We start from the raw sequence: 12,712 nt of genomic DNA on the forward strand, positions 1-12,712 counted from the left end.
CCGGTGAAACCCGGGGATCAAGGTAGAATTTCCGCATGCTTTGTTCGAAGAATTCGCATAATCATGCTGCCCGATAACCTGTCGCACCTGGCCGCTTTTTCGGCGGTCGCCCGGCACAGCAGCTTTCGCCGCGCGGGAGAGGAACTGGGGTTGTCGACCTCGGCGGTCAGCTACGCCATCCGCAATCTGGAGGAACGGCTGGGGGTGAACCTGTTCAACCGGACCACGCGCAGCGTGGCGTTGACCGACGCCGGCCAGCGTTTGGCAGAGCGCCTGCTGCCGGTGCTGCACGACCTGGGCGACGCGCTTGAAGAAATGAACCACTTCCGCGGCTCGGCCTCCGGCACCTTGCGCATCAATACGTCGCGCGCGGCGTCCTACATGCTGTTGATGCCATTTGCCGCCCGCTTCCTGGCGGCCTATCCGGACATCCGGCTGGACATCGGCGAAGACGACAGCTTTGTCGATATCGTCGCCTCGGGTTTCGACGCGGGCGTGCGTCTGCTGGAGGCGGTGCCTGAAGACATGGTGGCCGTGCAGATCGGCCCCAGCCTGCGTTCGGCGGTCGTGGCGTCGCCGGCCTATTTGGCAGGGCGCGAGATTCCCCGCCATCCCCACGAACTGATGCGGCACGAGTGCGTGCGCTACCGCTTCGCCAGCGGCCGGTTCTACAAATGGGAATTCGAGAAAGACGGCGTGGCCATCGAACTGGATGTTCCGGGGCGCATTGCCTTGAGCGATGTGCACGCCGAGGTGCGCGCGGCTGTCGACGGCATCGGGATCGGCAGCGTGCCGGAATACTACGTGAACGATCTGCTGGCGGCAGGCCGGCTGGTGCGCCTGTTGGAAGACTGGTGCCCGACGATCCCGGGCTTCATGCTGTATTACCCGCGCCAGCGGCGGGTGTCGTCCGCGTTGCGGGCGTTCATCGACATGGCCAGGCTGGAGGGCGGCGGCTGAGCACGGCCGTGCCTTGACGTTTTACGGGCCCGGCCGCGCGCCTTCCAGCAAGGCCTGCACCAGTCGGTTGTCCTGATCCGTCTGGCGGCATACGAACGAGATCTGGCGGTAGGGCGCTTGTTTGCCCAGCGGCAGCACGCGCACCGGGTGCACGTTCAGCAGGTTCGGACCGGGTTCGGGCAGTACGCACACGCCCAGCCCGGCCGACACCAACGCCGTCAGCGCGGCCAGCGACTGCATCTCGATGCGGCAGCGCGCGTGCGGCGCGTGCTGCGCCACATAGCGCGCGGCCAGCCGGCCGCCGATGGTGGTCTTGTCGAACCGGATCCATTCGTACTGCTGGAACAAATCGGCGATGCGCGTTCCGTGCGAGTCGGGCGGCGCGATCAGCACCAGCGTTTCGCGGAACAGCGGTGTCCAGGCCAGGCGGCTGGAGCCGCCCGTTTCGGGCTGCGTGATGATGGCGGCGTCGATCTCGCCTTTTTTCAGCTTGTCGGTCAGTTCCGTGGCGCGTCCCCGCACCAGTCGCACGTCCAGCAGGGGATAGCGTTCACGCAACGTGCGCAGCAGCGGCGGCAAGAGGGTCACCTGCAGCGGTTCGATGGTGCCCAGGCGCACCCGGCCTTCCACGGCCGGCGTGCTGCGCCGCCGCAGTTCGTCCAGCCGCGCCAGCGCGTCCTGCAGCACGGCGTCCACTTCGGCCGCAAAGGCGTTGGGCCGCACTTGCAGCGCGGAGCGGTCGAACAGCGGCTGGCCGAAGTACTCCTCCATCTGCTTCATCTGCAGGCTGACGGCGCTAGGCGACAGGCTCATGTCCGCCGCGCCCGCCGCGAAGCTGCCGCCCCGCAGCACGGCGTTGAGCGTACGGAAAGATTCGATCTTCATCAGAAATCCTCACGTAGTGTTTTAAGAATCCTCGCTTTATATCATCAGGCGCGGGCCCTAGTATTCGCTTCAGACAAAACGACAAGCGGCAGGATCGCAGGCGGGTGACGCCGGGCGGCCAGATCGCGATCGAGGAGACCCCCATGACGAAGACCCTTGCCGGCTTACGCGCCGCCTTGCTGTCCCCCTTACTGCCCGCCTTGGCGTTGACCGTTGCGCTGGGCGCCCCGGGCCTGGCCGCGGCGCAGGTTGCGCCTGCCGTTCCCGCGACCATCACGATGGTGGTGCCGTTCCCGCCGGGAGGCAGCAACGACGTGTTCGCCCGGGTGCTGGCGGAAAAGCTGGGCGCTCGCCTGTCGACCACGGTGATCGTCGAAAACCGGCCCGGCGCGGGCGGCGCGATCGGCGCCGAGTATGTGGCCCGTGCGCCCAAGGACGGTTCCGTGCTGATGCTGTCGTCGTCCACGCTGACCACCAACGCCGCCGTGCAGACCAACTTGAAGTACGACGTGGTGCGCAGCTTTGCCCCGGTGGCGATGCTGGCGCGCAGCCCGATGGCGCTGGTGGTGGGCAAGGACTCGCCCTATCAGTCCATGGCCGACCTGCTGGCGGCCGGCCGCAAGGAACCCGGCAAGCTGACGTACGGCAGCGCCGGCCTGGGGTCGGTCAACCAGATGGCCAGCGAAATCCTGGCGGGTGGCGAAAAGACGTCGTTCACGCATGTGCCCTACAAAGGCATGTCGCATGCGCTGAACGACCTGGCCGGCGGGCGGGTCGACTTCGTGATCGGCAGCTTCGCGTCGACGGCCTCGCTGCTCAAGGGCGGCAAGCTGCGCGTGCTGGCCGTGACCTCGCCCGAGCGGTCGAAGTTCTATCCGGCTCTGCCCACGATCGGCGAAGGCCAGCCGGGTTATTCGGTGGAGCTCTGGTGGGGCGTGCTGGCGCCTGCGGGCACGCCCGCGCCCTTGGTGGACAAGCTGAACGCCGAGATCCGCGGCATCGTCAACGACCAGAAGATGCGCGCCATGTTCGCGGAAGAAAGCGCCGTGCCCGCGGAACTGACCGTGCCGCAATTCGCGGAACTGGTCCAGGCCGACGCCGCCAAGTGGAAGCAGGTGGCCCGCGACCGCAACATCTCCATCCAGTAGACGACCTGTCCGCATCAACCCCTGATTCCTTGAGTGGCAAGCATGAGAAGCAAACTGTTCGTACCCGGATCGCGCCCCGAGTTGTTCGCCAAAGCGCTGGCGGGCGCCGCCGACGCCTTGTCGTTCGACCTGGAGGACGCCGTGGCCCCGTCGCGCAAGGCCGAGGCGCGCGGCCATCTGGCCCGCATGCTGGCGCAGCCTGAAGCCGCCGCATCGGGCAAGACGCTGATCGTGCGCGTCAATGCGCTGGATTCCGGCCAGTTCCATGCCGATGTGCAGGCGGTCGTGCGGCCGGGGCTGCATCTGGTGAACCTGCCCAAGGCGGAATGCGAGGCCGATGTGGTGGCGGCAGCCAGCGCCGTCGAGCAAGCATGCCGCGCCAATGGCGTGGACAGCCCGGTGGGGCTGCTGCTGAACATCGAGTCGCCGCGCGCATTGCGCCGGGCGGCCAGCCTGGCGGCGGCGCATCCCGGCGTGGCGGGTCTGCAATTGGGGCTGGGCGACTTGTTCGAACCTGCCGGCATCGCCCGCCGCGAACCGGCCGCGGTGCAGCAGGCGATGTTCGCGCTGCGCATGGCGGCGGCCGAGGCGGGCGTGTTCGCCTACGACTCCGCCTTCGCCAACATCGACGACGAAGCCGGCTATCGGGCCGAAGCGGAACTGGCCCGCAGCCTGGGCTATATCGGCAAGAGCTGCATCCACCCGCGCCAGGTGCCATTGGCCAATGCGGCGTTCCATCCCACCGATGAAGAGATCGCGCACGCCGGCCGGGTGGTACGGGCCGCGCGGGACGCGTCCGCCCAGGGCGTGGCCGCGTTCGTGGTGGATGGGCGCATGATCGACGGCCCCTTCCTGCGCCGCGCTGAAGCGATATTGCGGGCAGCGGCGGGTCTGGGACTTGCGGAAGCGGCCAACCCGGCGCAGGCCCAATGACGGCCCCCGCCACGCAATCGGCCGGCGGCCCGCTGGCGGGCGTCCGTGTGCTGGACCTGAGCGCCTATATCGCCGGGCCGTATGGCTGCGCGCTCCTGGCGGATCAGGGGGCGGACGTCATCAAGGTCGAGCCCCCCAGTGGCGACAACCTGCGCAAGTACCCGTCCACGCTGGAGGCCGAGAGCCGCGCCTTTCTGGGCGTGAACCGCGGCAAGCGCGGATTGGTCCTGGACTTGAAGAATCCGGATGCGCTGGCCGTGCTGCGCGACCTGGCGCGGCAGGCGGACGTGCTGGTGCACAACTTCCGCCCCAGCGTGCCGGCGCGCCTGGGCATTGCCTATGAGCAATTGGCCGACATCAGCCCGCGCCTGATCTACTGCGCCGTCACCGGCTATGGCGAAACAGGGCCGCTGAAGGACAAGGCGGGCTATGACCAGGTGCTGCAGACGATGACGGGCATGTGCGCCTTGCAGGGCAAGGCCGAGGGGCCGCCCGAGATCCTGTACGGATCGGTGGTGGATTACTACGCCTCGTCCATGGTGGCGGCCGGCGTGGCCTCGGCGCTGTATGAACGCGAACGCAGCGGGCGGGGCCAGTTCGTGGGGGTATCGCTGCTGCGCAGCGCGCTGGCCCTGCAGTCGGCAAGGCTCGTCTGGGCCGAAGGCGAACCGCGCGACGTCGGCCGCGATATGCGTTCCGGCGGCATCACGGGCATCCATCCCACCGGCGAAGGCTATCTGTACATCTCGGCGAACACGCCGCATTTCTGGCAGGCGCTATGCGCCAAGACCGGCTTGCCGGAACTTGCCGCCAGCGAACGCTACGATTCCGTGCGCAAGCGCGCCGAACACCGCGACGAGATCGTGCCGCGCCTGCACGAGGCGCTTCGCGCGCGCACCGCGCTGGAGTGGGAAGCATGGTTCGGCGAAGAGGTCCCCTGCGCCGCCGCGCGCGGCGTGGAAGACATGTTCGATTTTCCGCAGGTGCAGGCCGAGCAGATGGTTTCGACCTTCACGCACCCCGTGGTGGGCAGCTACCGGGGATTCGCCCAGGCCATCAAGTTCGGCCGCAGCCAACCGGACACGCCCCGCGCCGCGCCGGCGTTCGGCGAACACAGCGAGGCGGTGCTGGCGGAGGCGGGGATGTCGGCGGAGCGGGTGGCGGCATTGCGAGACCGCGGCGCGCTGGGATGAGGCCGAACGCCTAGCCCGCCACCGCGGGAGTTCCGCCCAATGCCGCCAGGCATTCTTCCAGCGGGGGAATATCTCGCGCCAGCGCGTCGACGGCGGCGGCGTCGACTTTGGCCAAGGGCGGGATCTCGGCCAGCACGCGCACGTCGCCGAAGCGCTCGATGGCCTCCTTGTTGCCGGCCGACAGCGGGCCGCTCATGACGACGCCCAGCACGGGGATGCCGCGGCGCTTAAGCGCTTCCAGGCTCAGCAGCGTGTGGTTGATGGTCCCCAGGCCGCTGCGCGCGGCCAGCACCACCGGCATGTCCAGGCGGGCGATCAGGTCGATCATCATGTGCGTGTCGTCGATGGGCACGTACAGGCCGCCTGCGCCTTCCACGATCAAGGGGGCGCGGGTGGACGGCGGCACGATGGTGGTCGCATCCACGACCGTGTCTTCCAGCGTGGCGGCGGCCCAGGGCGAAAGCGGCGCCTGCAGCACGTAGGCGGGCAGATGCAGGCGCTCGGGCGGCAGTTGGGCCAGTTGGGCGACGGTCTCGGTGTCGCCGGGATCTTCAGATACGCCGGTCTGCACCGGTTTCCAGTAGTCGGCGTTCCAGGCGCGCGCAAGGATGGCGGACACCAGCGTCTTGCCGATGCCGGTATCCGTCCCGGTCACGAAAACCCCCGCGGGGCGTTGCGTCGATTTTTTCCACATACCGTAGGCCAGGTGATACGTCACCGTGGCTCCTTGTTCGTCGAATGCCGCCAGCACGCGGCGCAGGGCCGCCGGGCCGAGCGGCGGGCGTCCGGGGGCCGGCGTGGTGGCGCCGATGCCTTTCAGGCCTTTCAGGAAAGTCAGGCCGTCAGGATGATTTTGTATCAGCCGTTCGCTGTGCACGCCACCGGCCAGATTGCCCATGGCCGGATGGATGGCGGCGCGGGCGGGATAGTGTGGCGTGGCGGCCACGAGGCCCGCGGCCCGATGCGCGGCGCGCCATTCGCCGAAGGTACCGTCGGCCAGCGTCGCCACGGCCAGATGGCCGCCCGGCGCCAGCAGCGCGGCCAACTTGCCCAGGCCGGCGTTCAAATCCGTAAACCATTGCACGGCCAGGCTGGAGCAGATCAGATCGTAGGGCCCGGTCAGGGCGCCGGGATGTTCGCCGTCCAGTACCTGGTACCTGGCCGTGCCGGGCAGCGCCGGCCCGCGCTGGGCCGCCGCCAGCATCGCGGGCGAGATGTCGGTGACCGTCCAGTCGGCCGGCCCCAGCCGGCGCGCCAGCGCCTGGGTCAGCAGTCCGGTGCCGCAGCCGATTTCCAGGATGCGGGGGCGGGCGGGCAATCGAAGCCGGGCGATATCGCCGGCCAGCCGTTGCGCCGTGACGCGCTGGATGGGCGCATGGTCGTCATACCGGTGCGCGGCCGCGCCGAAGCGGGCGGCGACTTGCGGCTTGCGCGGCGCGCGCGGAGCGTGCGTCAATCGCGCGATGAATCCGGCGATATGCCGTGCGCACCACGGCGCGTCCGACACTGGCAACAGGTGGCCGCCTTGTTCCCGCTCATGGTGTTCGTCGTCTGGCCGTCCACCGAATGCGGCCTGCGTCATCGACGCCGGGACGATCGGGTCGTCCTGGCCCGCCAGGACCAGTAGCGGGACGGACAGGGCCGCCAGCGCGTCGCGTTGATTCTCGTCGCGCAGGGCTTCCAGGTCTTGCGACAACGGCGCCAGCCGCGGCTCGCCGAAGGCGGAGGCATCGCCGCAGCGCTGGCGGAAGTCCTGCAAGACGGCGGACGGGTCGGCGGACAGGCGCTTCACCATGCGGTCGAGCATGCGGCGCGGCACGCCGGCGTCGAAGTCCGGCCCGGCGCCAAAGCGCGGGAAGCCGTTGATCGACACCAGGCCGATGCAGCCTGCGGGCAGCCTGCGCAGCAATCGCAGCAGGCCCATCGAGTGTCCGATGGCAATGACCGGGCCATCGGCTTTCGGTTCGTGGCCGGGCCCGAAGTAGCCGGCGTCGGTAGTCATGTGCGGCCAATCGCGCAGTTCGGCGCGCAGCGGCGCCCAGACCGAGGCGTCGAAGGCCCAGCCGTGGACGAACAGCAAGGTGGGGCGCGCGGGCAGGGCGCGGGCGCCCGTCATGCCAGCGCCGCCGCAAAACCGGCGACGAGTTGCGCCACGTCGGCGTCGCGGTGCGCGGCGCTGAGCGTCACGCGCAGCCGGCTGGTGCCCGCGGGCACCGTGGGCGGGCGGATCGCCACGGCCAACAGCCCCTGGCGTTCCAGGCTGGCGGCCATTGCCAGCGCGCGGCCTTCGTCGCCCACGATGGCGGGCACGATCTGGGTGGAAGACGCGCCGGTGTCCAACCCCAGGCCCTGGAGGGCGGCGCGCAAGTGGTCGCCCGCGGCCGCCAACCGGGCGCGTTCCGCATCCAGCGTGGGCACGAGGTCCAGCGCCGCGTCCATCGCGCCCAGCACCGCGGGCGGCAGCGCCGTGGTGTAGATGAAGCCGGAGCACGCATTGATCAAGTAATCGCACAGCGCCCGCGACCCCGCCACATACGCGCCGAATCCGCCCAACGCCTTGCTGAACGTGCCCATGGCCAGGTCGATGCGGCCCGGCGCCAAGCCGGCCAGTCCCATGCCACCGGGGCCGAGCACGCCCGTGGCGTGGGCTTCGTCCAGATAGGCGAAGGCCTGATAGCGGTCGGCCAGATCGGCCAGCCGGACGACATCGGTCCGGTCCCCATCCATGCTGAACACGCTTTCCGTGACGATGAATCTGGCGACGGGCTTGTCCCCGCCTGGTTCAGCCCTGGCCGCCAGCAGCTGCTCCAGATGGTCCAGGTCGTTGTGCCGGAAACGGATCTGCTTCACGCCGGCCGCCTGGCAGCCATGGTGCAGGCTGGCGTGGTTCAGCTTGTCGGCATAGAGCTCGACCTCGCCCTGGGTCGCGGCGGCGCGCAGCAGGGCGGGCAGCACGGCGGCGTTGGCCTGCCAGCCGGAGGCCAGCAGCAGCGCGGCCTCGGTGCCTTTCAGGCGGGCGAGCTTGGCTTCCACCTGTTCGTGCAGGTCCAGATTGCCGCAGACCAGGCGCGAGGCCTGGGCGCCGGCCCCATGTCGCGCCGCCCATTCCCGGGCGCGTTCGACCAGCAACGGGTGCCTGGACAGGCCCAGATAGTCGTTGCTTGAGAAATTCAGCATGGGCGTGCCGTTCAGCACGATCCGGCCGGGCGGCGCAGCCGTGGCGGTGCGGAGGCGGCGGCGTACGCGACGGGCGTCGGCGGCGGCCAACTCGGAGGAAAACAGGGAATCCAGCTTTGACATCAATCGATCCGGCAGCGGCCGGGCAGAGGGGGATGCCCGCGCCAGGCCGTAGAATGCGGGCCATTGTAGTGGAGGCGCGCGCGGCGGTTTTCGGGGGCAAACCCCTCTGGAACCACCCGGGCCGCCGCCGGTTTTCGCGGAGTCCAATCATGCACACGCCCGACTGGGTGGCCCAGGGCCAGCCCCACATCTGGCTTCCCTATGCCCAAATGAAGACGGCCACGCCGCCGCTCGCGGTCGTGCGCAGCCACGGCAGCCGGCTGGAACTGGCCGACGGCCGCAGCCTGATCGACGGCGTGGCGTCCTGGTGGACGGCCTGCCACGGCTACAACCATCCCCACATCGCCGAGGCGGTGCGCGCGCAGCTGGACGCGATGCCGCACGTGATGTTCGGCGGGTTGACCCACGAACCCGCGCTGACACTGGCGCGCCGGCTGGCCGGCCTGCTGGGGCCGGGGCTGGACCGGGTCTTCTATACCGATTCCGGCTCAGTCGCGGTGGAAGTCGCCATGAAAATGGCGGTGCAGTACTGGCTGAACCAGGGCGAACGCGGCCGCAGCCGCTTCCTGGCGTTCCGCGGCGGCTACCATGGCGACACGTTCGGCACCATGGCGGTCTGCGATCCCGACGAAGGCATGCACAGCCTGTACCGGGGCATGCTGGCCGAACACGATATCGTCGACCTGCCGCGCGACGAGGCCGCGATGGCGGCGCTGGACTCGTTCCTGGAGACGCGCGGGCCGCAACTGGCCGGTATCCTGGTCGAACCGCTGGTGCAGGGCGCCGGCGGCATGCTGCTGCACGATCCGGAAGTGCTGCGCCGCCTGCGCCGTTTGGCGGACCGCCACGGCCTGCTGCTGATCTTCGACGAGATCTTCACGGGGTTCGGGCGCACGGGCACGATGTTCGCGTTCGAGCAGGCCGGCATCCGGCCTGACATCATCACCTTGTCCAAAGCGCTGACGGGCGGCACGCTGCCCTTGGCCGCCACGGTGGCCAGCAACCGGGTGTTCGACGCGTTCTGGTCCGACGATCCGGCGCACGCACTGATGCACGGCCCCACCTTCATGGGCAACGCATTGGCCTGCGCCGCCGCCAACGCGTCGCTGGACCTGTTCGAATCCGAGCCCCGGCTGGCGCAGGCGCAAGCCCTGTCGACGGCGCTGGCGGCCGGTCTGGCGCCTTGCCGCGACCTGCCCTGGGTGCGCGACGTGCGCGTGCTGGGCGCGATCGGCGTGGTGGAACTGGACGGCATCGCCGACCGCGAAGCCCTGAAGCGCCGGCTGGTCGAGGCCGGCGTCTGGGTGCGTCCGTTCGGCAATGTGGTCTATCTGACGCCGGCATTGACCATCGCCGACGACGAACTGGCCGCGTTGATGCGCGCCGTGGTGGACGTGCTGCGCCAGCAGCGCCCCTGATCCGGCCCCGCCCCGGGCGGGCACCTTGATTCAGATCAAGGCGCGTGTCCGGGGCGCTGGGTAGCATCGGCGCATGCGAGCAAAATCGATTTTCGCCGTTCCTGCCTGTCTGCCCGATGCCGACCGCCAGCAGCGCCGCCATGCGCTGGTGCGCCTGTCGCTGGCATGGCTGGCGATGATGCAGGTCATGATGTTCGCGTGGCCGGGTTACCTGCGGCACGACAGCATGCCCGCCGACGCCCTCGAAACGCTGGATTGGGCCATCGTGCTGATGAACTGGGCCAGCTTCGCGCTGACTATTCCCGTGGTGCTGTATTCGGCCTGGCCCATCTGGCGCCATGCAGGCGATAACCTGCGCCACGGCCGCGCGGGCATGGACGTGCCGGTCGCCCTTGGCATCGTCGCCGCCTTCCTCCCCAGCGTTCACGCCACCTGGACGGGCCGCGGCGAGGTCTATTTCGATTCCGTCACGATGTTCGTGGCCTTCCTGCTGACTGCGCGCTATCTGGAGCTTTGCGCCCGCCAATCCTTCGGCGGCGCCTCAGGCGGCCTGCGGCACGAGCGCGTCGAGGCCCAGCGCCTGGACCTGGGCGCCCGCGCCGACCGCCTGGCATCGCGCTTCGTCATGGCGCAGGTGGCCTTGGCGCTTGCCGCGGGGGCCGTCTGGGCCTACATCGATCCCGCGCACAGCATCCCGGTCATGGTGGCACTGCTGGTCATGAGCTGCCCCTGCGCCATGTCGATGGCGGTGCCCACGGCCATGGCGTCGGCGCACTCGGCGCTGGCGGCGCATCCCAACATGCCCGACGCCTCACTGGACGCGCTCTTGCAGCAGGCGCGCCACAAGGCTCGCCAGAACCTCAACGGGTCGCTGGTCTGGCACCTGCTCATGACGCCGCTTGCGCTGGTGGGCTGGGTCACGCCCTGGCTGGCCGCGATCACCATGCTGGTGTCGTCGCTGGCGGTGGCCTACAACTCCTGGCGCCTGTGCCGCCGCGACTGGTCCGGCGGCGCCGCGCCGTCCGGCATGCTGGAAGCCGCGCAATGACCATCCTGTACCTCTTGCTGCCGCTGTCCCTGCTGTTCGTGCTGGCCATCGGCATATCGCTGTGGTGGGCCGTATTCAACGGCCAGTACGACGATACCGACAACGCCGGAACCGCCATCCTGCGCGACGACGACAGCGGGCCCGCCAGCCGCGGGTGAAGGCGGTTTGGCGGTGATTGGCTGCAATATCCGCTTATTTCCCTGTGGTTTCGTTGTGGTCGCGCCGCGTTCCCTGACGGTCCGATCCGCGCTTGATCCATATCAACGCCGACTTGTGTGACTAGTCCCATCATCTGAGCCTGGAGCTATTTGTTACTTTAGGGGAAGGGTGATGAACGATTGCGCCGCAATCGCAAGCAAGGCCGATACCTTCAACTACAAGATCGTGAGGCAGTTCGCGCTCATGACGGTGGTTTGGGGCATTGTCGGCATGGCTGTGGGCGTTTTTATCGCCGCGCAGCTGATTTGGCCTCAGTTGAACTTTGACACCGCATGGCTGAGCTATGGCCGCCTGCGCCCGCTGCACACGAACGCCGTGATCTTCGCCTTCGGCGGCAGCGCGCTGTTCACGACCTCATACTACGTCGTCCAGCGCACCTGTCAGGCCCGCCTGTTCTGTGGCCCGCTGGCCGCTTTCACGTTCTGGGGCTGGCAGATCGTCATCGTCGCCGCGGCGATCACGCTGCCGATGGGCTTCACCAGCAGCAAGGAATACGCCGAACTCGAATGGCCGATCGACATCCTGATCACGCTGGTCTGGGTGGCCTACGCCATCGTGTTCTTCGGCACGATCATCAAGCGCCGGTCCAAACACATCTACGTGGCCAACTGGTTCTTCGGCTCGTACATCCTGACCATCGCCATCCTGCACATCTTCAACAACATCGAAATGCCGGTGTCGCTGTGGAAGTCGTACTCGGCATACGCCGGCGTGCAGGATGCCATGGTGCAGTGGTGGTACGGCCATAATGCGGTGGGCTTCTTCCTGACCACCAGCTTCCTGGGCATGATGTATTACTTCGTGCCCAAGCAGGCCGGCCGTCCGATCTATTCGTACCGCCTGTCCATCGTCCACTTCTGGGCGCTGGCCTTCACGTACATGTGGGCGGGCCCGCACCACCTGCTTTATACGTCGCTGCCGGACTGGACCCAGTCGCTGGGCATGACGTTCTCGCTGATTCTGCTGGCGCCTTCGTGGGGCGGCATGATCAACGGCATCATGACCTTGCAGGGCGCCTGGCACAAGCTGCGCACCGATCCGATCCTGAAGTTCATGGTGACGGCGCTCTCGTTCTACGGCATGTCGACCTTCGAAGGCTCGATGATGTCGATCCGCACGGTCAACGCGCTGTCGCACTACACGGACTGGACCATCGGCCACGTGCACTCCGGTGCGTTGGGCTGGGTCGCCATGATTTCGTTCGGTTCCCTGTACTACCTGATCCCGCGCCTGTATGGCCGCGAAAAGATGCACAGCGTGAAGGCGATCGAACTGCACTTCTGGATCGCGACCATCGGCGTGGTGCTGTACATCGCCGCCATGTGGATCGCCGGGGTGCAGCAGGGCCTGATGTGGCGCGATACGGCTTCGGACGGCACGCTGGTCTACAGCTTCGTCGAAGAACTGAAGACGCGCGTCCCGTACTACCTGATCCGTTTGCTGGGTGGCACGTTGTTCCTGTCCGGCGTGTTCGTCATGGCCTGGAACGTGTGGATGACAGTGCGCGGTGCGCAACCGGTCAACCCCGCCATTCCGCAAGACGATCCCCATGCCGCTCGCCCGCCGGTCGCTGCGACCGCCGCGCCGGCTACTGTTTGACGAGGACAT

At 68.2% G+C, this 12,712-nt stretch carries 11 protein-coding genes; 8 read left to right on the plus strand and 3 right to left on the minus strand.

Going from position 1 to position 12,712, the window contains the following annotated elements; all coding sequences use genetic code 11:
• The first annotated feature begins 63 nt into the window (after nucleotides 1–63).
• The gene (locus tag A9973_RS07190) at nucleotides 64–960 is read left to right on the plus strand and encodes a LysR family transcriptional regulator (RefSeq protein ID WP_183013036.1); all 897 of its coding nucleotides are present in this window, start codon (nucleotides 64–66) and stop codon (nucleotides 958–960) included.
• Between the two features lie 21 nt (nucleotides 961–981).
• On the opposite strand, the gene A9973_RS07195 is transcribed toward A9973_RS07190, so the two are convergent.
• Entirely contained in the window at nucleotides 982–1,845 is an 864-nt protein-coding gene (locus tag A9973_RS07195; RefSeq protein WP_183013037.1) for a LysR family transcriptional regulator, read from the minus strand.
• 143 nt (nucleotides 1,846–1,988) lie between these two features.
• Between A9973_RS07195 and A9973_RS07200 the strand changes: the two genes are divergently transcribed.
• From A9973_RS07200 to A9973_RS07210, 3 genes are read left to right on the plus strand one after another with little or no spacing between them, the layout of a single operon-like run.
• Nucleotides 1,989–2,993, plus strand: coding sequence for a tripartite tricarboxylate transporter substrate binding protein (locus A9973_RS07200; protein ID WP_183013038.1), 1,005 nt, complete (start codon nucleotides 1,989–1,991; stop codon nucleotides 2,991–2,993).
• Between the two features lie 42 nt (nucleotides 2,994–3,035).
• A complete protein-coding gene (locus A9973_RS07205) occupies nucleotides 3,036–3,926 on the plus strand; it encodes a CoA ester lyase (protein WP_183013039.1) in 891 nt (296 codons plus the stop codon).
• Nucleotides 3,923–5,119 (plus strand): CaiB/BaiF CoA-transferase family protein, encoded by a 1,197-nt coding sequence (locus A9973_RS07210; protein WP_183013040.1) that lies wholly within the window; start codon nucleotides 3,923–3,925, stop codon nucleotides 5,117–5,119. The genes A9973_RS07205 and A9973_RS07210 overlap by 4 nt, the downstream gene beginning before the upstream one ends.
• Nucleotides 5,120–5,129: 10 nt before the next feature.
• Here the strand turns inward: A9973_RS07210 and bioD are convergent, their stop codons facing one another.
• Nucleotides 5,130–6,575, minus strand: coding sequence for a dethiobiotin synthase (gene bioD, locus A9973_RS07215; RefSeq protein ID WP_183013195.1), 1,446 nt, complete (start codon nucleotides 6,573–6,575; stop codon nucleotides 5,130–5,132).
• A 656-nt stretch (nucleotides 6,576–7,231) separates the two neighbouring features.
• Nucleotides 7,232–8,419 carry an aminotransferase class I/II-fold pyridoxal phosphate-dependent enzyme gene (locus A9973_RS07225; protein ID WP_183013041.1) on the minus strand — a complete coding sequence of 396 codons (1,188 nt, stop codon included), beginning with the start codon at nucleotides 8,417–8,419 and terminating at the stop codon, nucleotides 7,232–7,234.
• Between the two features lie 149 nt (nucleotides 8,420–8,568).
• Here A9973_RS07225 and A9973_RS07230 point away from each other — a divergent pair, with 149 nt between their 5' ends.
• The 4 genes from A9973_RS07230 (at nucleotide 8,569) to ccoN (ending at nucleotide 12,703) form a co-directional block, all read left to right on the plus strand.
• Nucleotides 8,569–9,837 (plus strand): adenosylmethionine--8-amino-7-oxononanoate transaminase, encoded by a 1,269-nt coding sequence (locus A9973_RS07230; protein ID WP_183013042.1) that lies wholly within the window; start codon nucleotides 8,569–8,571, stop codon nucleotides 9,835–9,837.
• Between the two features lie 73 nt (nucleotides 9,838–9,910).
• The gene (locus A9973_RS07235; protein ID WP_183013043.1) at nucleotides 9,911–10,885 is read left to right on the plus strand and encodes a hypothetical protein; all 975 of its coding nucleotides are present in this window, start codon (nucleotides 9,911–9,913) and stop codon (nucleotides 10,883–10,885) included.
• Nucleotides 10,882–11,043 (plus strand): cbb3-type cytochrome oxidase assembly protein CcoS, encoded by a 162-nt coding sequence (gene ccoS, locus A9973_RS07240; protein ID WP_006225694.1) that lies wholly within the window; start codon nucleotides 10,882–10,884, stop codon nucleotides 11,041–11,043. Before A9973_RS07235 ends, ccoS begins: the two co-directional genes overlap by 4 nt.
• A gap of 172 nt (nucleotides 11,044–11,215) precedes the next feature.
• The gene (gene ccoN / locus A9973_RS07245; protein ID WP_183013044.1) at nucleotides 11,216–12,703 is read left to right on the plus strand and encodes a cytochrome-c oxidase, cbb3-type subunit I; all 1,488 of its coding nucleotides are present in this window, start codon (nucleotides 11,216–11,218) and stop codon (nucleotides 12,701–12,703) included.
• Nucleotides 12,704–12,712 lie beyond the last annotated feature (9 nt).

This window comes from Achromobacter sp. UMC46, from assembly GCF_014170335.1.
Lineage (GTDB): Bacteria > Pseudomonadota > Gammaproteobacteria > Burkholderiales > Burkholderiaceae_B > Achromobacter.

What these genes read in the sequence shown, in the direction of transcription:
- A9973_RS07190 (WP_183013036.1), top strand. Translation starts at nt 64, where the DNA reads ATGCTGCCCGATAACCTGTCGCACCTGGCCGCTTTTTCGGCGGTCGCC.
- A9973_RS07195 (WP_183013037.1), bottom strand. Translation starts at nt 1,845, where the DNA reads ATGAAGATCGAATCTTTCCGTACGCTCAACGCCGTGCTGCGGGGCGGC.
- A9973_RS07200 (WP_183013038.1), top strand. Translation starts at nt 1,989, where the DNA reads ATGACGAAGACCCTTGCCGGCTTACGCGCCGCCTTGCTGTCCCCCTTA.
- A9973_RS07205 (WP_183013039.1), top strand. Translation starts at nt 3,036, where the DNA reads ATGAGAAGCAAACTGTTCGTACCCGGATCGCGCCCCGAGTTGTTCGCC.
- A9973_RS07210 (WP_183013040.1), top strand. Translation starts at nt 3,923, where the DNA reads ATGACGGCCCCCGCCACGCAATCGGCCGGCGGCCCGCTGGCGGGCGTC.
- A9973_RS07225 (WP_183013041.1), bottom strand. Translation starts at nt 8,419, where the DNA reads ATGTCAAAGCTGGATTCCCTGTTTTCCTCCGAGTTGGCCGCCGCCGAC.
- A9973_RS07230 (WP_183013042.1), top strand. Translation starts at nt 8,569, where the DNA reads ATGCACACGCCCGACTGGGTGGCCCAGGGCCAGCCCCACATCTGGCTT.
- A9973_RS07235 (WP_183013043.1), top strand. Translation starts at nt 9,911, where the DNA reads ATGCGAGCAAAATCGATTTTCGCCGTTCCTGCCTGTCTGCCCGATGCC.
- ccoS (WP_006225694.1), top strand. Translation starts at nt 10,882, where the DNA reads ATGACCATCCTGTACCTCTTGCTGCCGCTGTCCCTGCTGTTCGTGCTG.
- ccoN (WP_183013044.1), top strand. Translation starts at nt 11,216, where the DNA reads ATGAACGATTGCGCCGCAATCGCAAGCAAGGCCGATACCTTCAACTAC.